The following is a 22,389-nucleotide window of genomic DNA, read 5'->3' on the forward strand; positions in this document are numbered from 1 at the left end:
ACCACAGAACCATCGAGAGGGGCGGCAGTGTCCGACGTCACCGTTGAGCGAATCATCACCAGCGGCGCCATCGGCGCTGGCCGCCCCGGTCTCCCGCCCGACGGGATCTTCCTCGAGAACAACGTGTGGCTGGTGGGCGACCACGAGCGAGTGCTGGTGATCGACGCCGCGCACGACGCGCGCGCGATCGCCGCAGCGGTCGGAGATCGCGAGCCGCTCGGGATCCTGCTCACGCACGGGCACGAGGACCACGTGAACGCGGCGCTCGACACCGCGGCGCTGCTCGACACGCACCTGTATTTGCACCCGGCCGATCTCTTCATCTGGCGGGAGACCCACGGCGACGCGGTTCCAGACTTCGAGCTGGCGGATGGCGCGGCGTTCCAGGTCGCCGGGGTGGAGCTCATCACCCGGCACACGCCCGGCCACACGCCGGGCTCCGTGTGCTTCGTTGCCCCGGCCCTCGGCACGGTCTTCTCTGGGGACACGCTCTTCAACGGCGGCCCCGGTGCCACGCGCTGGGAGTACTCGAGCTTTCCGCAGATCATCGATTCAATCCAGACCTCGCTCTTTTCGCTCCCGCCAACCACGATTGTGCAGCCGGGGCACGGCGAGTTCACGGAGATCGCCGCCGAGCAGCCCGCGCTCGCCGCCTGGCTCGCTCGGGGCCAGTAACCTTCCTGTTACGCACTGCCACTACGCTTACTGAGTCGCGCTGTCGCGGCAGCCGCCGCAGCCTGCGGTGTGCTCAGCTCGCATTGAAAGGCAGCACATGACCCAGCTCACCCCGCTTCGCCGCGGATTCGCACTGTTCGCACTCGCGCTCGGCGGCTTCGGGATCGGCGTGACTGAGTTCGCAACGATGGGCCTCCTGCCAGACATCGGGCGCGATCTGATCCCGGGTTTCGAGGCGGAGCCGACGGCGGGCATTGCGCACGCTGGGATTCTCATCACCGCCTATGCCCTGGGCGTCGTCGTGGGGGCACCCACCTTCGCGGTGCTTGCGGCGCGCGTCTCCCAGACAAAGCTCGCGTTCTGGCTCCTGGTGCTCTTCATTGTGGGGACGATCGCCTCGGCGTGTATGCCGACGTTTGGCTCGCTCGCGGTGTTCAGGTTCGTCGCGGCGCTCCCCCACGGCGCGTACTTCGGCGTCGCGTCGCTCCTTGCCGCCCGCATTATGGGGCCGGGGAAGCAGGGCCAGGGCATTGCGCTAGCGCTCTCGGGCCTCACGATAGCGAACGTGATCGGCGTGCCGCTCGCCACCTGGCTCGGCCAGTTCGCCGGCTGGCGCTGGGCGTACGTGCTCGTCGCGGTCATCTTCACCACCACGCTGCTCCTGGCGCTCGCGTTCCTGCCGCGCTTCCCCGGAAACCCGCAGCGCAGTCCCGTGCAAGAGCTCGCCGCGCTGCGCAACCCGCGGATCTGGATCATGATCGCGGTGGGCTCGGTGGGCTTCGGCGGGTTCTTCGCTGTCTACTCCTACATTGCCGAGGTGACCACGCGCGAGGCAGGGCTGCCGGCCGGCGCGGTGCCGTGGGTGCTCGCCTGCGTGGGCGTGGGCATGACGATCGGCAACATCCTCGGCGGGTGGGCGAGCGACCGCGACCTCACCCGCACGATCATCGTGGGGTTCAGCCTGTTCATTGTCTCGCTCGTGGGCTACTCGCTCTTCGCCGCGGGCCCCGTCGCGCTGTTCGGCTTCGCGTTTGCGGTCGGCCTCACCTCGTCGATCCTCGTCCCGTCGATCCAGTCACGACTGATCCGCATCTCGGACGAGGCGGCGCTCCTGGGCGCGGCGCTCAACCACGCGGCGTTCAACGTGGGCAACAGCCTGGGGGCGTGGCTCGGCGGCCTGGTGATCGCTGCCGGGCTCGGCTACCTGGTGCCCGGCTGGGTGGGCGCGATCCTCGCGGGCACGGGCCTCCTGCTCGCACTCGTGAGTCTCGCTGTGGAGCGGCGCGACAAGGCCCGCAACCTCAACACCGTGGGGGTTCGAGTGGTCGAGTACGCCCACGCACGCTAGGAGATCACGTCACCCAGCTCCCGGAACTTGCGCTCGACGTGGACCATCGGCTCCGCTGCCTCACCGAAGACTGCGCCCAGCACCTCGGCGACAACAATCACCGAGGACCCCACGCCGAGCGAGTGGAGCGTGCGGCAGCGCAGCGCCACGCGCGTGTCGGGCATGTACGGCTCGCCCGTCAGCAGCTCACTCCACCCCTGCGCTTCGGTGAATCGCTCCGTACCAGACACCGCGAAGGTCGCGGCGAGGGCCGCGTGCCGCGCGTCGAGCAGGTGCACCAGGTAGGTGTCGGCACGGAGGATGCCGCCGGCGCTCCCCGTCGCCCGGGTCACCGAGAATGAGAGTGCGGGCGGATCGATGCCGACGGAGGCGACGCTCGACGCGGTGAGTCCCACCGACCCCTCCGGCGTGTGCGCCGTGATCAGCGACACTCCCGCCGGGTGTTGCCTGAACGCGTCTTTCAGCGCATCGAGACCGCTGACCTCCGTCGCGTCATATCCCGTCGGTGCCACTCGCCCGGTATCGCTCACTCGGCGCTCCATCCCTGTACTGTGCGGTCGTCTTCGCACCGCGGACAGCCGCGGAGCTTCAACGTTTCCAACGCGCCGAGCTCTGAGCGCATTCCCGGCCCGTCGCGCCGGTCGCGCGCGTACGCTGGGGGTATGCGACTCAGAGACATTCCCCTCACCACGATCGACGGCGATCCGACCTCCCTCGCCGACTACGCCGACCAGGCCGTGCTCATTGTCAATGTGGCCTCGAAGTGCGGCATGACCCCGCAGTACGCGAAGCTCGAAGAGCTGCAGCGGGAGTACGGCCCCCGCGGCTTCACGGTGCTCGGCGTGCCGTGCAACCAGTTCCTCGGACAGGAGCCGGGCACGGCCGAGGACATCAAGACCTTCTGCGCCATGAACTACGGCGTCACCTTCCCGCTCCTTGAGAAGGCCAAGGTGAACGGGCGACACTCGCACCCGCTGTATCGGATCCTGCGCGAGACCCGCGACGCGAGCGGGCGCAGCGGGCGCGTGCAGTGGAACTTCGAGAAGTTCCTCGTCGCCCCGAACGGCGAGGTCTCGCGGTTCCGCCCCAGCACCGAACCAGACGACCCGGCAGTGGTGTCCGCGATCGAGTCAGCGCTCCCCGCTGCCGCGTAGCCCCGGCGGGGCGTATCATCGTGCGGTGACCATTCTGATCGATTCCCCGCGGTGGCCGGCGCACGGCCGTCTCTGGGCGCACCTGGTAAGCGACGTCTCGCTCGCGGAGCTCCACGCGTTCGCCGCCGCAAACCAGATCCCCGAACGGGGATTCGACCGCGACCACTACGACGTGCCCGAGGAGCTCCACGATCGCCTCGTCGCTGCCGGGGCGGTCTCCGTGAGCGGCCATGAGCTCGTGCGCCGGCTCATCGCGTCGGGGCTCCGGGTGCGGGCCCGGGACCGTCGGCCCGCCCCGGGCCCGGATCTGGCGCGGTAGCGCAGCGTCAGCGCCGGGCGCGCCCGAGCGCGGGGAGATCGGCGAGGTCGAGCAGACTCGCCAGCGACACCGCACGGTCTGGCCCGCGGTCGAGCAGCGCCACGACGCCCAGCGCGGTGAGCACCCCGGTCGCCCGCGACTGCCCTTCCCCGGCTGCCGCTACTGCGACCCCGGTACGCCGGTTCACCGCGGTGAGGCTCCACCGGGCACTGCCGAGTTGGGGCGCCCGCGCCATGAGCGGGGCGAGCCGCGGACTCCGCCCCACGAGCCCGAGCGCGGCGGTGGTGGCACGGTCCCCCACCGCGAGGTAGCTGCGCACTCGGATCCCACGGGCACCATCAGCGAGCACGTGGTCTGGGAAATCGGCCCGGAGGTAGCTGCGCGTGCCGTCCGGGGCTGGCAGCGTGCGTCGCTCGCGCAGGTTGACCACCACGCCGCCCTCCGGCGGCGCAAAGACCGGCTGCCCAGCAAGGTCCGCAGTCCACGAGACCGCGGCTGGCCCGTGCCGCTCTCCCGTGCCCAGGATGACACCGAGGTCCACGTCGTCGCCGGGGCGGGTGGGAAGCGCTGCGACGAGCATGGTGCTGAGCCCCGGGGCAAGACCGGCCCCGAGCAGCACGCGCTGGCCGGGTCGCGCTGCCTCCGAGATCCCCACGAGCGTGCGAGCCGTGGCGGAGATGTCGACGTACGCGGCGGGGGCCGCGGCAACGACCAGGCGGGGATCCTCCACGCCGGAGGCGTTCACGACCACGTCGTACCGCGCGGCGTGCTCGGCGAGCGCGTCGAGCCCGTGCGGGCCCGCAAGATCGATCCGCGCGTTCGCGCTGCTGCGACTCGCCGCGGTCACCTCGACCCCGAGCCGAACGAGCTCGTCGACGAGGACCCGGCCGACCGCGCCGCCCCCGCCCAGCACCAGGGCCCTCACCGCGCACCCCCGCGGGCGCCGGCGCACTGCGCGCGGCCGGCTCGACTCGGCGCGTGCGCGGGGTGGGTGTAGGGGGGCCTCGCGGGGCACATCGGCAGCGTCATATTTCTCCAAACGATTGTTTGGAGAAACCGTATCGCGCGGAAGCGAAATTCACAAACAGACGTTTGGAGTCGGGTAGACTGCCGCTATGGCATGGGATACAGCGGGTACGAAGCAGCGGCTCCTCGATGCGGGCGCGCGCCAGTTCGCAGCGCATGGCTTTGCCGGAGCACGGATGGACGCGATCGGCGCCGACGCCGAGGTAAACAAGGAGCGCGTGTACCAGTACTTCGGCAACAAGCGCGGGCTGTTTGACGCGGTGCTCGCCGACCGACTCCGCGGCCTGCTCACCGCTGCGGGCGCGCCGGGGAACGGCCCCGACGGCGTGGGGGCGTACGCCGGTGCGCTGTTCGATCACTTTGCCGCCCGTCCAGAACTCGCCCGCCTCCTCGCGTGGGAGAGCCTCGAGTTTGGTGAGGCAGCCGGCGCACCGGATCGCGCCGACACGTGCGCCACACAGGTGCAGCTGCTCTCGCGCGCGCTACCCGGGTTGTCTGCGCTCGGGGCCGCGCAGTTGCTACTCAGTCTCGTCTCACTGTGTGCGGGGTGGTGGACACTCTCGCACGCTACAGCCATGATCGCGCCAGATGCCACGACCGCGGACCGCCGGCTGGAGCTCATCGCACAGGGGCGAGCGCTCGCGCTCGGCGCAATTGCCTCGGCCGACGCGGCGGAAGCGTCCCGCTCGGCGGCTCAGAACTCGGCCGTCAGGTAGCGGTCAATCGTGGGGCCGACGAGCCGGGCGAACTCCCGGGGATCGAGCTCAACGAGGTGTGGGATCCTGAGCACGTAGCGCGCCATCACTACGCCGAGCAGTTGCGAGCCCGCGAGCGCGACCCGAAGCGGGGCAGCGTCTGTGGACAGGGTGGGCACCACGCGCGCAATCAGCTCCCCCTCAATGAAGCGCGTGAAGATGCGGCGAGACTCATCGTGCGTCCCGAGGCCACGCACGATCCCGATGAAGGCGGGCCCGAGCCCCGGATCGTCCAGCGCCGTGATCACTCCGAGCAGGTACTTGGTGCCCGGGGACGGCTCACCGGCGTCAAGCAGCCCCGTCAAGAGATCCGGCAGTCCGCGAGCCCGGAAGACCTCACTGATCACAGCACCAAACAGGTCTTCCTTGGAGCCGAAGTAATAGTGCACCAGCTTCGGGTCAACGCCGGCGAGCTCCCCGATCATCCGCATCGTCGCGGCCTGGTAGCCGTGCGCACCAAAAAGCGTCGTTGCCGCGGTGAGGATCTCCTCACGCACGATCACGGCGCCCGGGCGACGGCCGCGCCGCGATGAACTCGCCTGACCCACCGCGCCTCCGTCCGTTCGCCGCGCGCCGCCGCTGCCGCGCGCCACAGGATCCTCAGCGTAGCAACTGTGAAAACAGATTCACCACGCCCGGAAAATGAGTTACCCTGATTTCGTCACGCGATGAATTCCGAGGGAGGCCTCATGCGCGCCGTGATCATGAAGGAGTTCCGCGAGCTTGCCCGGGACCGCCGGACGCTCGCGATGCTGGTGGTGTTCCCGGTGATTCTGCTCATCGTCTTCGGCTACGCCGCAAACTTCGCTGTCGACCGAGTCTCCGTCGTCATCGTGGGCGCAGACGCGCAGGCGCTTGCGGACTCGCTTGCGGAGTCGAGCGTCGCGGACGACGAACTCGACGTCCTGCGCGTGGCACCCGAGCTCACTGCCGGCGACGGCGCCGCGCTGCTGCGCGCCCAGGAGGCGAACGCGGTCCTCGTCGCGAAGCCCGGGGCAGCACCCGATGCGGCCCTCGCCGACCGCATGCACACCCTGATCGACGGCAGCAGTCTGTTCACCGCGCAGGCCGCGCAGGGCGTGGTGGTCAAGCTCGCCGCGGAGGACGCCGCCGAGCGCATGACGGACGTGCGCGCTGAGGTGGCGGCATCACTCTCGGAGCTCGAAGCGACTGTCGCGGAGCTTGAGGCGGCGCTCACGCGGCCGCCCGGATCCGGCGCGCCGCCGACGCTCCCCACGTTCGAGGCCCCCGAGATCGACGCCCCCACGATCGAGGCCCCCGAGATCGACGCCGACGAGATGGTCACGGTGCTGTTCAACCCGGATCTCAAGACGTCCTGGGTGCTGGTGCCCGGCCTGATCGGGCTGATCCTGCTGTTCATCGGCGCCATGATCACCAGCATCGGCCTGGTCCGCGAGCGCGAAACCGGCACGCTTGAGCAGCTCGCCGTCATGCCGCTGCGGCCCTCCGCGATCATCATGGGCAAGATTACGCCGTACTTTGTGCTCGCGCTGCTCGACATGGCCGTGGTGACGCTCCTGGGAATGTGGTTGTTCGCGTTGCCGTTCGAGGGCAGCGTGCTGCTCTTCGGCGCAGCCTCCGTGATTTTCCTCTTCGTGGTACTCGGCATCGGCGTGTTCATCTCCTCGGTCTCGCAAAGCACTGGGCAGGCGATCCAGATCGCGATCCTCTTCGTGGTGCCGCAGGTGCTCCTCTCCGGACTGATCTTCCCGCTTGAGTCGATGCCCCTCGGGGTGCGCTGGATCGGGTACGCGCTGCCACTCACCTGGTTCCGCGACATCTCCCAGGGCGTCATGCTGCGCGGCGCAGACCTCGAGAGTCTCTGGCTCCCGCTCACCGTGCTGACCGGAATGGCGGTGCTCGCGTTCGGGGCCGCCACCGCGCGCATGCGGTACTCGCTCACCCACGGCGGGACGCGCTGATGGCCGCGCTCGGAACCGCACCCGGCGCTCGCGCGGCCGCCACCGCGAGTGCCCCCACGATCGTGCTCGACCGGGCAACCGTGCGCCACGGCCGGTCCGTCTTGCTCACCGGGTTCTCGGGCACCTTTGCGCCGGGGACCGTCACCGCCCTCGTCGGCGGCGACGGTGCCGGGAAGACCACGCTGCTCAAACTGCTCGCCGGGCGCCTCACCGCAGCGCACCTCGGCGGCTCGGGGCTGCCGCTCCCCCGTCACGCCATCGGGTATCAACCCGCGGACGCGGGCGTCTGGCGCAACCTCTCCGTCGCCGAGAATCTCGAGTTCGTGCGCGGCGCGTACGGGCTCGACCGGGCGCGTGCCCGAGGCCGCGGCGCCGAGCTCCTTGAGCGAGCGGGGCTCTCCGAGTTCCGACACCGTGTGGCCGGGCGCCTCTCTGGCGGGATGCGGCAGAAGCTCGGGGTGGTGCTCGCGACGCTGCACCAGCCGGGGCTCGTGCTCCTCGACGAGCCGACCACCGGAGTGGACCCCATTAGTCGCGCCGAGCTCTGGACGCTCATCGCGGCGTCCGCGGCGGAGGGTGCCACGGTGGTGTTTGCGACCACGTACCTCGACGAGGCGGAGCGTGCCACGCGGCTCGAACTGCTCGCGGACGGCGAGCAGCTCGCCTCCGGAACACCCGACGAGATCGTGGCGCAGACGCCGGGCCGGATCGTGCGGGCGCCCGCCGATTCGGTTGCGGGCGCGCAGCTCCTCGCCGCTCCGCATTCCTGGCGCCGCGCAGAGACCGTGTATTCGTGGTCGCCCCCGCCCGATCCAGGATCAGCACCGGCGTTACCGGCGTCGGCATCGGCGTCGGCGTCGACGCCGACAGCGGTACTGCCAGAGCCTGCCGCACCCGATCTTGAGAACTCCTGCGTGGCGCTGCTCCTCGCCCACTCGCACGCCGAGCGGCACGCGCCCCCCGTCTGGCCCAGCGCCCGAACCACAGCCCCGGGCCGCGCCCGCCGCGGCCGCCCCGCGCCCGCCCGCGAGCGCCGAGCGGGCGTCAGTCGTCGAACGCACCCAGGCACGCGACCCACTCGCCGAGGCGGGCAGCGTCACCCGGCGCTACGGGGCGTTCACCGCGCTCGACGATGTCTCGCTTGAGGTGCGGCCCGGGGAGGTTGTCGGCCTGCTCGGCGGCAACGGGGCCGGGAAGACGACGCTGATCCGGGTACTCCTCGGCCTTGAACGCGCGAGCAGCGGCCGCGCCTCGGTGTTTGGCGCGCCGCCAAGCCTCACCACCCGGCACCGCATCGGCTACGTTGCGCAGGGGCTCGGCCTGTACCCCACGCTCTCCGCGATCGAGAACCTTGAGTTCGCCGCCTCCGTGCACGGGATTCGAGTGCCGGCCGGGGCGCGGGCCGCGGCCGCGGAGTTTGGACGGGCCCCGGTTGGTGCGCTCCCGCTCGGAGCGAAGCGCCGACTCGCGTTCCTCGCGGCCGCGCTCCACGACCCGGCCCTCCTCATCCTCGACGAACCATCCTCCGGCATGGACGCGCTCGGCCGTGCACGACTGTGGGAGCTGATGCGCGAGCACGCCGATGCGGGCGCCGGAGTGCTCGTCACCACGCACTACATGCAGGAAGCGGCGCAGTGCGATCGGCTCGTCATCCTCACTGCGGGCAGAGTGACGGCCACCGGAACTCTTGCGGCCATCACCGCGGCCCACACGTCCCTCGTCGTCGAGACCCCCAACTGGGAGGGGGCGTTCACACTGCTCCGAGATGCCGGGATCCCCGTGCTGCTCGCCGGACGCCTGCTGCGCGTGCCCGGCGTGTCGCGGGAGCGCGTCGCCGCCGCACTCGCCGAGCTCCCCGACCGCGTCACGCTCCACCCCGCTCCGGCGACGCTGGCGGAGACGATGCTGTTGGCGACGCGGGAGGCCGCCAGAGCGGGCGCGAGCTGAGTACCCACGGCCGCGGCTCCCCCGCGACGCACACTTGCCGTATCCGCACGCTCTGCCGCGTCCTCGGCGGCTCCGGTGTCTGGGGTGTGCGCCATCTTTGAGATATGAGCGATGACCCGATGATCCTCCCCGACGCGGCCGCGTGGCGAGCCTGGCTCGACGCGCATGAGCACACATCAGACGGGATCTGGCTCGTGCTCGCCAAAACCGGGCGCGAACAGCCCACGTCGCTGAGCTACGCGCAGGCACTCGAGGAGGCGCTCTGCAGCGGCTGGATCGACGGACAACGCCGCGCGCGCGACGGCGACACCTTCCGCCAACGGTTCACGCCGCGACGCCGCGCGTCGATCTGGTCACTGCGCAACGTCGGGATTGTCGAGGACCTGATCGCGCAGCAGCGGATGCGCGACCGCGGCCACGCCGAGATCGACCGCGCCAAAAACGACGGCCGGTGGGAGCGCGCGTACCCCGGGGCTGCCAGCCTGGAGCTGCCGGACGACGTGCGCGCGGCGCTCGCCGCAGTGCCCGGCGGAGCGGAGCGATTCGACGCGCTCAGCGCTGCCGAGCGATACCCGGTGTTGCTGCAGATCATCAGCGCCCCGCCCGCGTTGCGCGCACGGCGGATCGCAGCGCTCGCGCGGCGCCTCGGCGGCTAGCACGACCGCGCGCCACCGCCCCCTTGAACGCAGAACACCCCACCCGGAGAACCCGGGTGGGGTGTGTTGGTGGACCTTCCCAAGCGATTCTCAAACACGCGTCCGGCCCTGAAATCGTTGATTCGCCGTGTTCTCAAGGGTTCTGAGGGGCGTGGGCCGCGCAGTCGGAACTCGGGAAGACGCGATGCTCGGGGTCCGGTCGTGAAAAATCCGGCGAAGTCTCAAACACGTTTGACCCCCGAGCGGCGTGCGGCACTGGTTTTCGACTACGAGGCGGGGATGCCCGTCAAGGCGATCAGCGCGAATTATGGCGTCCACCGCAGCACGATCCCGGCGCTCGTTCGTCGCGCAGGGGCCGAGGTTCGAGTCGCGGGCCTGGATGCCGAAGAACGGGCACGAGCGTCAGCGCTTTACGGGAGCGGGATGACGCTCGTGCAGGTTGCCCGGCACATGGGTATCGGTGATGAAGCGGTGCGTCAGGCGGTGCTGGACGAGGGCGGTCAGCTTCGAGCTAGAGGGCGTCGTCCGCGAAAGAACACACACTGAATGAAAAGCGGGCCGACGCCGTTGCTTGCAACCATACTTAAATCCAGGAAGTCGAGGTCGGCAAGGGGCCGGGGTACTTCTTAAGTTCGGGACGAAGGAGTACCCACGTGACGACGATTGAGCACTACGACATCGACGGTAACGAGCTGTGGTGGCTCAGTGACGGTCCGGGAGCGCACACCGACGAACCGCAGGACAGCGAAGTCGTGGAGACCTCTCTCAAGGGGCGGTTTCGGTTCGCAGCAGAGAGCGAAACAGAAGACGGGCTCCGCCGGCCGCAACTCGGTGCCCTGCACGCGATCTTGGCATACCGCTCCACGGAAGAGCACGAACCGATCACAGTGGTGATGCCGACGGGGACAGGCAAGACCGAAACGATGCTTGCAGCGTACTGTCACTCGCCGGCCCAGACTCTCGTCGTTGTGCCGTCGGACGCACTGCGCACCCAGATCGCGGAAAAGTTCGTGACCCTCGGGATACTGCCTCGCGTCCGGGCCGTCGTCGGAGATTTCTTGTGTCCCGCCGTTCTCGTGCTCAAGAGCGGACTCCAAACTGTCGACCAAGTTCGACAGGTCCTGGCCCGATCAAACGTGGTCGTGGCGACCGCGCAGGTGTTGGATGCATGTTCGGAGGAGGCGCGTTTGCACCTGGCGAAGTCGTGCCGACGTCTGTTCGTCGACGAAGCGCATCACTTGGGCGCCCGGACGTGGAGGCAGGTCGTCGAGCTGTTCGATGGACGGGAAGTTGTCCAGTTCACGGCGACTCCGTATCGGGAGGACGGTCGCCACCTCGGCGGTCGCATCGCGTACGCCTACCCGCTGCGCCTGGCCCAGGAACACGGCTACTTCGCCAGGATCAACTACCGCTCAGTGATTGACCTCGCCGATCCCGACCGTGCAGTAGCCATCGCTGCTGTCAGGCAACTCCGGGCCGATGTAGAAGCGGGACTAGATCACCTTCTGATGGCGCGTGTCCGCTCCGTGGAGCGGGCCAAGGAGATCATCAAGCTCTACGAGGAACTCGGCTCAGAGTTCGCCCCAATCCGCATCGACACCGGAATGGCCGAGTCAACCCGCAGCAAGCACCGCAACAGACTCTTCAACCGCGAGAGCCGGATCGTGGTGTGCGTCAACATGCTCGGCGAAGGCTTCGATCTCTCGGCGCTGAAGATCGCGGCGATCCATGACCCGCAGAAGAGCCTTGCCGTCACACTGCAGTTCGTCGGTCGCTTCACCCGTGTGGGCAACGAGTCTCTTGGAGAAGCCTCCGCATTCGTCCCCCTTCAAGTCGCTGGCGTTGACGAGCGACTTCGCAAGCTCTACGGCGAGGACGCAGACTGGAATGAAGTCATCCGCGATCTGACCGAGCACGGCGTCGGACAGGAGAAGGACCGAACAGACTTCGAGCTTGCGTTTGGATCGGTCCCCCGCGAAGTCGCCATGCGCAGCATCCATCCGAAGATGAGCACCGTCACCTACCAGTCCAACAAGTTGCTGAGCTGGAACCCCGAGAGCATCTACGACCTGTTCGATGATCGATTGCTGACGACGCGCATCGGCATCAACAACAAGGAGAAGGTCGCTTGGTGGGTCTCGCGAGAGGCAACACCCGTCAGATGGGGCGACTTTTCCAGCTTCAATGAACTTGTCCACCACCTTCACGTCGTGCATGTCGACGAGGCCGCGGGGTTCCTGTACATCAACAGCACCAACAACGACTCGATGCATGAAGATATCGCCCAAGCTATCGGCGGCGACGATGTCACCTTGGTCAAAGGCGAAGCGGTGTACCGAATTCTCTCCAAGGTCAAACGCCGCGTGCCGACCAACGTCGGCCTCCTCGACTCGGTGAGCCGCAACAGGCGCTTTTCCATGCACGTTGGTCAAGACGTACTCCACGCATGGCGCGGAGAGGGAGGCACGAAGATGAAGACCAACATCTTCGCCCACGGCTTTGCCGACAGCAGAGCTGTGAGCTTCGGTGCATCCCGCAAGGGGCGTGTATGGAGCCACGAACAAGCTCGCGACATCCACGACTGGGTCCGCTGGGTGACCCAGATCGGACCGACCATCACGGACACCTCCATCTCCCTGGAGTCTGTCATGTCGGGGTTCCTGCTCCCCGAGCCCGCCCGGGAGCGCCCGCCGTACGTGCCGCTGTCGATCGAATGGCCGTATCAACTAGTCGCGACGTTCAGCGAGCGACGCAAAGTGAGTTACAAAGATCAGTCGTTCTCCCTGCTCGACACCGAACTCTCCCTGAGCAATCACACGGCAGACCAGCCGCTCCGGTTCAAGCTCAAGACGCCAGGATGGGAGCTCGAGTTCGAGTTCGACTTCCATGAAGACGATCCACCCACGATCCGCCCTGTCGCAGAGGACGGGCAGATCGTCACCCCAGCGGGCACAGGGAGCCTCGCGGCCTTCCTCACTGCTAACGGACTGCTCATCACCTTCGAGGGTGAGACGGTCCTCGTCGAACAAGGATTCTTGCTGCGGCCCGACCGCGAGCGACGACTCTTCCCGATCGACGCAATCGAGACGATCGACTGGTCCAACGTCGACATCAAGCGCGAGTCGCAAGGCGCTGATCGCGACCCTGCCACCATCCAGCATCGCGCGATCCAAGCACTCTCAGCAGAGGACGAGTGGGAGGTAGTCATCGATGATGACGGTCCAGGTGAACTGGCCGACATCGTTCTCTTGAAGAGGACCGAGGATGCCCTCGAAGTCTTGATAGCGCATTGCAAGTACTCATCCGGTGACAAGCCAGGCGCTCGAATCGATGACCTGTACGACGTCTGCGGACAGGCAATGAAGATGAATCGCGCAAAGGCGATCCCGGAACTGCTCACCAAACGGCTCTTCCGCAGAGAGAAACAGCGCCAGAGTTCCGGAAAGACCGGCCTGATCGCTGGTGAAATCGCAACCCTGGCCTCCATCGTCCGCGAGGCGCGTTACCGAACGCTCAACGTTTCCGTTGCGATCGTTCAGCCGGGGATGTCCAAGTCACTTGCGAGCGAGGACATGCGCGCCCTGCTCGGCGGAACCGAACGGTTCCTCGTTGAGACGCACGGAATGAGGCTGCGTGTCATCGCAAATTCGTGACAGACGCTGCGGCCGTCGGTAGGCTGGTGAGAGCGTGAGCAGAGCGTCTGACACCCATATAAGGGGTGCTCGAATATCGGAGCCCTTCGCTCGTGTGAGCGAACGTAAGGCAATCGAGGAGGAAACGTGAAGCTTGTCGCGATCACCGTTCAGAAGTTCCGCAACTTCGTGGAACCGCAGCGCATCGAGATCGAGCCCGATGTGACTGCACTGGTCGGCAAGAACGAGTCAGGTAAGACGACCATCCTCAAGGCCCTGCATCGCCTCAAGCCCGCGAATGGCGATGCGCGGAAATTTGACCTAGTCACGGAGTACCCGCGTTGGCGGTTGGCGCGCGATCGTCGGAACGACGCGAGTATCGAGGACACACGACCTGTCTCGGCGGAGTTCGCCGCTGAGCAGACCGACATCGACGCTCTCAGTGGAGTTCTTCCTTCGCCGCTGCTTCCTACTAGCAAGGTCGTCGCAGCGCGCACGTACTCAAACAAGTACGACGTGTGGGTAGAGACGGGCTTGAAGGACGTCATCGCCGCTGCTTCTACGGACGCTTCGGTTGCCGACGAGGATGCGGCGGAACTTGCGAAGGAGTCGGACCTCGACGCTGCTATTGCGAAGGCGAAGGAACTCGCGAAGACACTCAAGGAATCTGAGCCTGCCAGGGCGAAGGTGGTCGGCGGATTCCCGAGCGCCGCCGAGAAGTACCGGTATCACTTTGGTCCTGGTGCTCCAATCGAGACGGAACAGCGCGACGCGATCGCCGCGCGAGTGCCGCAGTTCTTCTACTTCTCGAACTACAGTGTGCTGCCTGGCGAGACAGACCTAACCGAGCTCGCGCGGAAGAGCGAGGCGGGCGAGGGCCTAGATGAGCAGGAGCAAACTGTAGTCTCACTCCTCGCCCACGCAGGCGTGAAGCCAGCGGATTTCCTCGACACGAACTACGACAGCCGCAAGGCCGAGCTCCAGGCCGCCGCCGTCGACCTCAGCCGTGAGGTCTTCAAATACTGGCGCGCCAACACCGACCTTGAAGTCGTATTCGGCGACGACAATGTCCCCGTGATCGAAGCACCGAACACCCCCGCTGTGAACCACCGCTTCCTGAAAATCGAGTTACGAGATGGACGGCACGGGAACGTCGAGACGAACTTCGCCACCCGCTCGACCGGGTTCCAGTGGTTCTTCTCCTTCTTCGCAGCCTTCAGCGAATATCTACACACGGACAAGCCGGTGGTGGTCCTGCTGGACGAACCCGGGACGAGCCTGCACGGAGAGGCTCAAAAGGACTTCGTCAACTACATCTTCAACGAGCTCGGGGCCTCCAAGCAGACCCTCTACACGACTCACTCGCAGTTCATGGTCGACCCCACCGTTTATGAGAAGCTCCGCACTGTCCACGACAAGGCCACTCGTGAGGACCAAGAAGCCGGCGTCGAGGTCAGCAAGGTCAATCTCAAGGCCGACCGTGACACCGTATTGCCCGTCGAGTCGGCGCTTGGGTACTCGATCAGCCAGCATCTCTTCATCGGGTCGGGCCAGCACCTTCTCGTCGAAGGCAGTAGCGACTTCATTTACCTTATGCGCATGAGCGCCTACATGGAGTCGCATACGAAGCCAATTCTGAGCCCGAAACTGGCCATGATCCCCGTCGGCGGCATTACCAATATGCCTGCCTTTGTCGCTTTGATGGGTCGCAGGCTTGAGGTCTCCGTCCTGGTGGACGGTGAGAAGTCGAGCTCGGTTCTTGACCGAACCAGACGTGCGGCGCAGGAGAACGACGTCCCCGCAAATCGCATCATCTCGGTCGGGGAGGTCGATCCGTCACTGCCAAGGGACGGTGATATCGAAGACCTCTTTGCCGTCAACGACTACCTCAAGCTCTACAACTGGGCGTTCAAGAAGGCACTCACCGAAGCAGACCTGAGCGGCAGCACGGGCCGCATCCTCGGTCGTATTGAGTCTATCGAGGGCAAGTTCAACCATGCGCTCCCAGCCCACGCGCTGACGGACAACCAGGACGAGTTCTTTGCAACTCTCGATCCTGTATCTGTCGCAAACTTCGAGAAGCTGTTCGAGAAATTGAACACCGGCCTCGCTTAGCGAACCTCTCGAAGGCTGTGGCGGACAGGCACTTTCTGCTCTGCTTCGCGCTTATTTTGAGCACGGTGGACGACTCCAGATTCTCGGCGCTGGCAGCGGCGGGCTATGGCTTCTCTCAGGCAGACGCGGATCAGTAGCACGAGGCTGATCGGTCCCATGAGCGCGAACTTCATCGTGTTCCACAGGCACAGGAGGACGAGGAGGTTGAGCCATCCGGGTCCGCCGTTTGCGATGAGGGTGGTGAAGGTGCTCGCCGCGAGGAGGTAGGGCACGGCGAGGAGCATCGCCGGGAGGACGCCCCATTTGAGTCCTCGCCGGGTGCGGATGGCGTCGAGGAGGATGTTGGTGGGCATGTAGCGGCGCAGGAATGCGCGGGTGTGGACGCTGAGGGTCCAGAGCTGGCGGATCATGACGGGGTTTCCTCTCACATGCACGACGGATCGTCGGAGGCGGTGCGTGTGTGAGTGGCTTTGCGGCCTGCCCCGAGGAGCGTCATATCAAGGAGAAATCCGCCTCACCTACAAAGATACGACGCACAGGTGAGATTCGGAAGGGCACTCCGGTCATAGGCCCCGGCTTGCGCCCTCCCGCCGAACGGTCCGGGATGGATCGTCATGTCCTTCTGTACTCGCGAGGTCGCGGAGTCGCGTGAGCGCGGCTTTCGCGCGGGCGGCGTCGATCTTCTGCACGTCGCTGTCGGGTGCCGGGCCGAGCGGTGTGCGGGTGGTGATGCCGTAGCGGTCGCGGTATGCGGCCACTGTCTGTGCTTGCCGCCGCCACGCTGTTGCGGTTTTCGCCTCGGTGGGTGCGTCTCCGAGTGCTAGCGCCCATTCCTTCCGCTCGCTGAGGGCTTGGTCGAGGACGGCTTCGGCGCGCTGCTGGATCAGTTCGCGACGTTCCGTGAGCGCTTTCTTCATTTCGGTGTTGATTGGGCCGGTGGCTTCTGGGACGAGGCCGGCGATCAGACGTGGAGTCTTGCGGGTGCGGCCGGAACCGGCGGGGCGTGTGGTTGCTCGGGCGAGGCGGTGGTGCAGGACGGAGGCGATGTCGTCGGCGTCCTCGAAGCCGCGGGTCGCGACCAGGCGCGGCATGAGGGCGTCGATGTTGTGGTGGTTCGCCTCTGCCCGTCGCAGCTCGGCAGCGAGTGCCCCGAAGGTGTCGGACTGGATCGTGTCTTCCGCTTCGTCCGGGGTGAGGCCGGATTGGCGAATGAGAATGGCGAAGCGGTCATGTTGGGCAGCTTGCGCGATCGTCTCGTACTCTGCCGCGAGTTGCGCGACAGACCCCCATGCTTCCTGTTCGGCGGTGATGGTTTCGTGAGCGGAGAGCTCAGCGCCGACGTGCTGAAGGACCCCGTAGAGCACGCTCCTTGCGGTGGCATCCGGGTCGTCGGCGGGGTGTGGGGTGGTGTGGTTGTCGTCGGGGCGGTCGATGGCGACGTAGACGAGGTTCTCGTGCCTGCCGCGGGTCATCGCGACATACAGGTTATCCCTGGTCGTAGAGGGATCGACAAGCACATGAGAGGTGTCGGTCGTGATGCCCTGCGCCCTATGCGCCGTCACTGCGTAACCCAGGTCAACGTGATCGGAGACGTAGTCAGCTGGGAGGGTCACGGTGCCGCGGCTGTTCGCGCGGCGTGCGGTGAGTGATCCATCGTCTTGAATGTCTGTGACCTTCCAGCGGTCGCCGTTGCGCACCCATCCTCGCGGGGTGCGGAGGCGTCGGTCGTTCTTGCGGGTGATGATCGTGTCACCTACCCCGGCACGGGCATCGCTTTGGAGGGCGACTTCTCGGCGGGCATCCACGGTGCCGTCGAGGATGAGGTTGGCGCGGGCTCGCTGGTTCAGCGCGTGGACGGAGTCGTTCGAGTCAGTGATCAGCACCGTCGAAACACCGTTGAGGGTATCATTGCGCCAGGCGGTGTAGGCGGCGTCGATCATCGTCTCGGTGTCGCCGCCGGTGATGCGGTCATGTTCGGCGTAGGTGTCGATGACCTCGGGGTGCCCATGGCGGAGATCAAGAGAGGCGGTCTTCTCCCATGCGTTGACGAAGCGGTGCACGTCGACCAGTTCTGGTGCGTCGGTGCGGTCGTGAACGAGGAGGGAGAATGCGCCGCCGGCGGTGACGGATTGCAGTTGCGCCCAATCACCGACAAGCAGCACCTTCGCCCTGACCTCAGCTGCGTGCTCGGTGATGCGGTCCAGGGATAGCGTGCCGGCGAGGGAGGCTTCGTCCACGATGACAAGCTGCCCCTTGCGGAACGATGTACCCGTGTTCTGGTGGTCTTGCCACCACTTCGCGGTGTTCTCCGTTCGGATGCCAAGGTCATCGGCGAGGACTTGAGCGGCGACCGCGGACGGTGCGAGGCCGACGACGCTGCCACGCCCGTGCTCCCGCTCCCACGCAGTACGCAGAGCTCGCATTGCTGTCGTCTTTCCTGCCCCGGCGGGGCCAACCAGCACATCGACTGCGCGGCCTGTGGCAGCGACGGCAGTGAGTGCTGCTGTTTGATCGTCGGCGAGGAGCCTACCTTCGCGATCTGGGCGGCGGGTGACCTTCTCGATCACTTCGACTGGCACCTTGGGTGCGGTCATGGTGCGGGCGCGCTCGAGAAGCCGATCTTCTGCCGCGAGAATATCCGGTGACGAGTACACCGTCGACGCGATCGGCCGAAACCTACTGTCATTAGAGCGGCGATACACGGCAGGGCTCGACGCAAGCTCAGGCGGAGTCAGCCGAAGGGAGGCACGCTCTGCGGCATCGACGACCATCCCCACGACAGCTTCACGATCCCTCGTGGTCGCAAACCGGTAAGGCATCGTTTGGCGGGCGGCTTCGGCGGTGAGGTTCCACCTGCGCCAGGTCGACCGCTTCTCACCGACCGCCTCGACCACACTCCGGCCTAACGAGGCGATCACATCCAGCGGCACATCATCAGCGCGCAGCAGCAGCAGTGCATCGTTCGCGGTGACGGTGCGGGCCCAGCGGGTGGCGTCTTCACCGAGGAGGTGCGACGCACGTTCCCGCCACTCACCGGTGAGGTCAGCGAGCGAGTGAACTTGCTTCTCCGGTCTGGTCGCCAATGTCGCTTGTGCGCGGAGCTTGATGACCGTCGCAAGCGACGGTTGCCTGCCATGACGGGCAACGTACTCGGCGATGAGACGGTTCTTCTCCTGATCAATCTGCCGTGACCTAGACGAGAACTCCGCAACCAACCTCTCCGGCACCGTGCTGATCGCCCAGGCAGGGTTGCGGTCGCGCCCCATGTCGCGGGATTCCCACTCGACGCCGAATGTGCGGGTGAGGTGGTCAGCGAACACGGCTTCGTGGAGTTCGGAGAGCGCGACGGTAGCGGCGTGAAGGGGGCGGCCGTCGAGGGAGCGCCATTTGCCGTCGTGGACGGTCTGCACCTTGTTCGAGATCACCACATGCGTATGCAGATGCGGGTCACCAGCACGGGAGTCGTAGTGATCGAACGCGGTCGCGATCACCCCAGACACATCGGCTTGCGCAACCGCCCCGTTGCGTCCTGCTGCGCCGATGCGGGTTGCAGCGAGTTCGCGTTCGATGAACGCAACCATCTCCGCAACCGCCGCATGGTGCGCGTCCGCAATCAGCGATTGCGTGCCCGCATCCGATACCGCCCACAGCACCGATGCCGACTTCGGAATCGAGAACGTGAAATCGAACCCCGCAACCGCCTTCCGTGCGCCCCGTGCGCTCTCCTCAGCCTCGATCGCGGCAACGGCCTCCGCGCGTGCGGTCACGGGGAGACCAGCGTCGAGACGTGCAGTGCGGTACTCGATGCGCTCGGTCACGGTCTGGTATTTCCGGTACGGCCTGCCAAGCGCCTGACCGGTCACCGGGTCAAGGCCTTGCCCGATCAGACGTTGAAGCTGCTCCTCAGACACCTCATCTCCGACAATGATGGTTCCGTTGCCGAGCGCGGTGACCGCTGACCCCATCCACCGCCCGGGCGGGGTACCTTCATCCGTGTAGTACCTCGTCAGCGGCGTCGAGAGAGCACGGTCACCGTCACCGGACGCGACGGTGCGCAGGAGGTACTTATAGCCGTCGCCGGCGGACATCACCCGCATCGAAACCGTCACCTGCCGCCGCCTCTCCTCACCCCGAAGGTGAGCCACACCAACCGCTGTCGCTGTGACTTCTGAGGTCACGTTCGGACGGTGGCGCTCCTCGCTTGCAAGACGCGTGACAACCCGTTCGAGCGAACCGCGAGGGATCGGCAGCGCTGGGCGCCGACGGTGCTGGAGCGAGGTGGGAGGCGTCGGCTGAGCGGCGGCGCGTGGGCGGTTCGTGCACCTGGTTGGTGACCAGCTCGGAGTAGCAGCACGGCTCCGGGATCACCACTCTAGGAGAGTTTACCCGTGGCCGACCAGACACTCACCGACCGGGTCGCTCTGCTGCGTGTCGGGTCGCTGTTCTCCGGCTACGGCGGACTCGATCTCGCTGTCGAAGAAGTCTTCAATGCCAGAACGATCTGGTTCTCCGAGATCAACGAGCCCGTCGCCCGCATCTTCTCCCACCACTGGCCCGAGGCCCCGAACCTTGGTGATATCACCGCCATCGACTGGAGAACCGTGCCGCCAGTGGACATCCTCTGTGGCGGGTTTCTCTGCCAGGACGTATCGACCGTCGGGAAGATGGCCGGTCTGAAGCCCGGCACCCGTTCCGGCCTCTGGGCACATATGGCGGCAGCGATCGACGCGCTGCAACCCGACTGGGTCGTGATCGAGAATGTCCGCGGGCTGCTTTCTGCACCAGCTATACGCGCAAACTTCGAAGGAGTCCACGATGAGCAACGCAACATCGCAAATGCAGCCCCCGACGGTGCAACCCCTCGCGATATGGAACGCGACCCGTGGCATCTGGGAGAAACCACAGCTCGACCTCTTCGAGTAGCAGGAGCAGTTTTGGGAGACCTGGCCGACCTCCGGTATGACGCGCAATGGATCGGTCTACCCGCTTCCGCGGTCGGCGCACCCCACCCCCGATACCGGGTCTTCATCCTTGCCCACCGCACTGTTTCGCACTCCACTGGCATCCGACGCAGCTCGCGGGGGCGAGAGCTTGCAACAGGTGAAAGCACGCCGCGGCACGATTGCGCTCAGCCACCAGATCATCGACCTTGCCTTGCACGGCCCGAATGGGTACCCAGGTTCCGAGGAGTCAGAGAGCCTGTGGAGGTTGATCGAGGAATTCTTCGACGATGGGGACGTTACGCCGTGCCAGTGACTTACTGGACGCAGATCATCGGTCGGCCCGCACCGGCGCCCGCAATCCTGACCGACGCGACTGGCCCGCGGCCCGCACCGGCATTCGTGGAATGGTTGATGGGTTTACCGTCTGGTTGGGTGACTGATGCGCGTCACGAACTCACCACGAATAGTCAGATCACGGCGCTCGGGAACGGAGTCGTCCCCAGGCAAGCGGTTTCGGCCATCTCCAGTTTGTTAAACACCTGGCTGGAGGAGCATCGACCGAGGTCATCCGATCGAGCGGTAAACCCATATCAAGCTGTAGTAGATAGAACCGGGGTGGAGACGGGGGTAGCCGGGAGTTGAGTTAGGGTTCGGCCCGGTTCTGGGACCGACGCAATCAGCGAGCGAGTGTACGGGTGTTGGGGATTTCCCAAGACTTGTGAGCTGGGTCCTTGCTCGCACGCCTCACCGCGGTACAGCACCAATACACTCTCGCAGAGCGAACGCACCACGCTGAGATCGTGCGAGACGAACATCAGTGCCGTTCCGTGCTCCAAGGTGCTGCGATGCAGCAGGTTGATGATCCCAGCCTGTACCGAGACATCCAGCCCCGAAACTGGTTCGTCGGCGATGAGTAGCGCAGGTCGGGCGAGCAACGCCCGAGCGATCGCGACGCGCTGAGCCTAACCTCCACTAAGCTGGCGTGCGCGCCGCCCACCGAAGATGTCAGGTTCTAAACCCACATCCGCCAGAGCTTGTGCGGCAAGTTTTCGGGCATGTTGCCGCGAAGTTCGTGTGATTGCTAGAGGTTCAGCAACGATGTCCCGCATCAGTCGATGCGGGTTCAGCGACGCGATCGGGTCCTGGAAGATCATCTGCACGCCCCCAGGCCCTGGGCGGTGGTGAACTGATCCGCCCTGGTATCGGACAGACCCTTGAGCTATCGGTACGAGTCCCGCGATGGCTTTGGCGGTCGTGGACTTACCTGAACCGGATTCACCGACGATGCCAATGGTGGTGCCGGCCTCCAGCGTGAAGGTGACTCCGCGTACTGCATGGACGGGGTCCCGTGGCGAGCCGAATCGTACGTGGAGGTCATCGACTTCGAGCACTGTGGCATTCATGCGACACCCGCCGCGAGAAGCGCACTGTCCCGGCGAGTCGGGTCATCTGGTGTGGAAGCGGTAAACGGTTGCCAACAGGCCACCGTGTGATCAGGATCGGAGCTGACGGGTGCCACGGGTGGGCGAGTTGTGTGGCACACCTCGCTTACCCGTGAGCAGCGCGACGCGAACGGGCAGCCTTGGCGGGGTACAGACATGTCCGGTAGGACGCCAGGGATCGTGGGTAGTGGTAGAGGCACCGGCGTGCTCAGTTTCGGAGTGATGTCCAAGAGCGCGCGGGCGTATGGGTGTGCCGGCGCAGAGAGCATCCGTGCAGAAGGACCCGATTCAACGATCCGCCCAGCGTACATAACAGCGATACGGTCGGTGCGGTCCGTGAGTACGCCAAGATCATGGGTGATGTGAATGAGGCTCATCCTTCTTTCGGTGCGCAGTCTGTCGATGAGGTCAAGGACGGTGCGTTGCATCGTCAC

The 22,389-nt window shown here is 66.1% G+C and carries 21 protein-coding genes; 13 read left to right on the forward strand and 8 right to left on the reverse strand.

Features of this window, described 5'->3' with window-relative positions:
• The first annotated feature begins 27 nt into the window (after positions 1 to 27).
• Together EV139_RS15085 and EV139_RS15090 are read left to right on the forward strand one after the other, a co-directional pair.
• Positions 28 to 675 (forward strand): MBL fold metallo-hydrolase, encoded by a 648-nt coding sequence (locus EV139_RS15085; RefSeq protein WP_130455591.1) that lies wholly within the window; start codon positions 28 to 30, stop codon positions 673 to 675.
• 97 nt (positions 676 to 772) lie between these two features.
• On the forward strand, positions 773 to 2,023 hold the full coding sequence (locus EV139_RS15090; RefSeq protein WP_130455593.1) for an MFS transporter: 1,251 nt from the start codon (positions 773 to 775) through the stop codon (positions 2,021 to 2,023).
• Here the strand turns inward: EV139_RS15090 and EV139_RS15095 are convergent.
• Positions 2,020 to 2,565 carry a flavin reductase family protein gene (locus EV139_RS15095; RefSeq protein ID WP_130455595.1) on the reverse strand — a complete coding sequence of 182 codons (546 nt, stop codon included), beginning with the start codon at positions 2,563 to 2,565 and terminating at the stop codon, positions 2,020 to 2,022. The two genes, EV139_RS15090 and EV139_RS15095, sit on opposite strands and share 4 nt — an antisense overlap.
• Before the next feature lie 120 nt (positions 2,566 to 2,685).
• On the opposite strand from EV139_RS15095, the gene EV139_RS15100 reads away from it, so the two are divergent.
• Both EV139_RS15100 and EV139_RS15105 read left to right on the forward strand, forming a co-directional pair.
• The gene (locus EV139_RS15100) at positions 2,686 to 3,177 is read left to right on the forward strand and encodes a glutathione peroxidase (RefSeq protein WP_130455597.1); all 492 of its coding nucleotides are present in this window, start codon (positions 2,686 to 2,688) and stop codon (positions 3,175 to 3,177) included.
• Between the two features lie 25 nt (positions 3,178 to 3,202).
• Positions 3,203 to 3,496, forward strand: coding sequence for a DUF4031 domain-containing protein (locus EV139_RS15105; RefSeq protein WP_130455599.1), 294 nt, complete (start codon positions 3,203 to 3,205; stop codon positions 3,494 to 3,496).
• A 7-nt stretch (positions 3,497 to 3,503) separates the two neighbouring features.
• Here the strand turns inward: EV139_RS15105 and EV139_RS15110 are convergent, their stop codons facing one another.
• Positions 3,504 to 4,421, reverse strand: a complete 918-nt coding sequence (locus EV139_RS15110; RefSeq protein WP_198677598.1) for an NAD-dependent epimerase/dehydratase family protein — start codon at positions 4,419 to 4,421, stop codon at positions 3,504 to 3,506.
• A 190-nt stretch (positions 4,422 to 4,611) separates the two neighbouring features.
• On the opposite strand from EV139_RS15110, the gene EV139_RS15115 reads away from it, so the two are divergent.
• Positions 4,612 to 5,238 (forward strand): TetR/AcrR family transcriptional regulator, encoded by a 627-nt coding sequence (locus EV139_RS15115; RefSeq protein WP_130455603.1) that lies wholly within the window; start codon positions 4,612 to 4,614, stop codon positions 5,236 to 5,238.
• Here EV139_RS15115 and EV139_RS15120 read toward each other — a convergent pair.
• Entirely contained in the window at positions 5,217 to 5,825 is a 609-nt protein-coding gene (locus EV139_RS15120; protein ID WP_157993054.1) for a TetR/AcrR family transcriptional regulator, read from the reverse strand. The genes EV139_RS15115 and EV139_RS15120 overlap by 22 nt on opposite strands.
• 120 nt (positions 5,826 to 5,945) lie before the next feature.
• Between EV139_RS15120 and EV139_RS15125 the strand changes: the two genes are divergently transcribed.
• From EV139_RS15125 to EV139_RS15155, 7 genes are all read left to right on the forward strand, one after another.
• On the forward strand, positions 5,946 to 7,220 hold the full coding sequence (locus EV139_RS15125) for an ABC transporter permease (protein ID WP_198677599.1): 1,275 nt from the start codon (positions 5,946 to 5,948) through the stop codon (positions 7,218 to 7,220).
• The gene (locus tag EV139_RS15130) at positions 7,220 to 8,365 is read left to right on the forward strand and encodes an ABC transporter ATP-binding protein (protein WP_130455607.1); all 1,146 of its coding nucleotides are present in this window, start codon (positions 7,220 to 7,222) and stop codon (positions 8,363 to 8,365) included. Before EV139_RS15125 ends, EV139_RS15130 begins: the two co-directional genes overlap by 1 nt.
• A gap of 1 nt (position 8,366) precedes the next feature.
• Entirely contained in the window at positions 8,367 to 9,167 is an 801-nt protein-coding gene (locus EV139_RS15135; RefSeq protein WP_198677600.1) for an ABC transporter ATP-binding protein, read from the forward strand.
• Between the two features lie 104 nt (positions 9,168 to 9,271).
• Positions 9,272 to 9,823: a YdeI/OmpD-associated family protein gene (locus tag EV139_RS15140; RefSeq protein ID WP_130455611.1), complete on the forward strand. Its 552-nt coding sequence runs from the start codon at positions 9,272 to 9,274 to the stop codon at positions 9,821 to 9,823.
• 201 nt (positions 9,824 to 10,024) lie between these two features.
• Positions 10,025 to 10,369, forward strand: coding sequence for a helix-turn-helix domain-containing protein (locus tag EV139_RS15145; protein WP_130455613.1), 345 nt, complete (start codon positions 10,025 to 10,027; stop codon positions 10,367 to 10,369).
• Between the two features lie 107 nt (positions 10,370 to 10,476).
• Positions 10,477 to 13,476 carry a DEAD/DEAH box helicase gene (locus EV139_RS15150; RefSeq protein WP_130455615.1) on the forward strand — a complete coding sequence of 1,000 codons (3,000 nt, stop codon included), beginning with the start codon at positions 10,477 to 10,479 and terminating at the stop codon, positions 13,474 to 13,476.
• Positions 13,477 to 13,602: 126 nt separating this feature from the next.
• On the forward strand, positions 13,603 to 15,570 hold the full coding sequence (locus EV139_RS15155; protein ID WP_130455617.1) for an AAA family ATPase: 1,968 nt from the start codon (positions 13,603 to 13,605) through the stop codon (positions 15,568 to 15,570).
• On the opposite strand, the gene EV139_RS15160 is transcribed toward EV139_RS15155, so the two are convergent.
• Positions 15,567 to 15,980, reverse strand: coding sequence for a sulfate permease (locus tag EV139_RS15160; protein WP_237465461.1), 414 nt, complete (start codon positions 15,978 to 15,980; stop codon positions 15,567 to 15,569). The genes EV139_RS15155 and EV139_RS15160 overlap by 4 nt on opposite strands.
• A 153-nt stretch (positions 15,981 to 16,133) precedes the next feature.
• The gene (gene mobF, locus EV139_RS15165; protein ID WP_130455698.1) at positions 16,134 to 19,667 is read right to left on the reverse strand and encodes a MobF family relaxase; all 3,534 of its coding nucleotides are present in this window, start codon (positions 19,665 to 19,667) and stop codon (positions 16,134 to 16,136) included.
• 291 nt (positions 19,668 to 19,958) lie between these two features.
• On the opposite strand from mobF, the gene EV139_RS15170 reads away from it, so the two are divergent.
• Entirely contained in the window at positions 19,959 to 21,155 is a 1,197-nt protein-coding gene (locus EV139_RS15170) for a DNA cytosine methyltransferase (RefSeq protein WP_198677601.1), read from the forward strand.
• On the opposite strand, the gene EV139_RS16315 is transcribed toward EV139_RS15170, so the two are convergent.
• The 3 genes from EV139_RS16315 to EV139_RS16325 form a co-directional block, all read right to left on the reverse strand.
• A complete protein-coding gene (locus EV139_RS16315; protein WP_076623888.1) occupies positions 21,104 to 21,328 on the reverse strand; it encodes an ABC transporter ATP-binding protein in 225 nt (74 codons plus the stop codon). The two genes, EV139_RS15170 and EV139_RS16315, sit on opposite strands and share 52 nt — an antisense overlap.
• A 147-nt stretch (positions 21,329 to 21,475) precedes the next feature.
• A complete protein-coding gene (locus EV139_RS16320; protein ID WP_130455622.1) occupies positions 21,476 to 21,916 on the reverse strand; it encodes an ATP-binding cassette domain-containing protein in 441 nt (146 codons plus the stop codon).
• The gene (locus tag EV139_RS16325; RefSeq protein WP_474197880.1) at positions 21,913 to 22,383 is read right to left on the reverse strand and encodes an oligopeptide/dipeptide ABC transporter ATP-binding protein; all 471 of its coding nucleotides are present in this window, start codon (positions 22,381 to 22,383) and stop codon (positions 21,913 to 21,915) included. Before EV139_RS16325 ends, EV139_RS16320 begins: the two co-directional genes overlap by 4 nt.
• Positions 22,384 to 22,389: the final 6 nt, after the last annotated feature.

The sequence above is a fragment of the Leucobacter luti genome (assembly GCF_004217175.1).
Lineage (GTDB): Bacteria > Actinomycetota > Actinomycetes > Actinomycetales > Microbacteriaceae > Leucobacter > Leucobacter luti.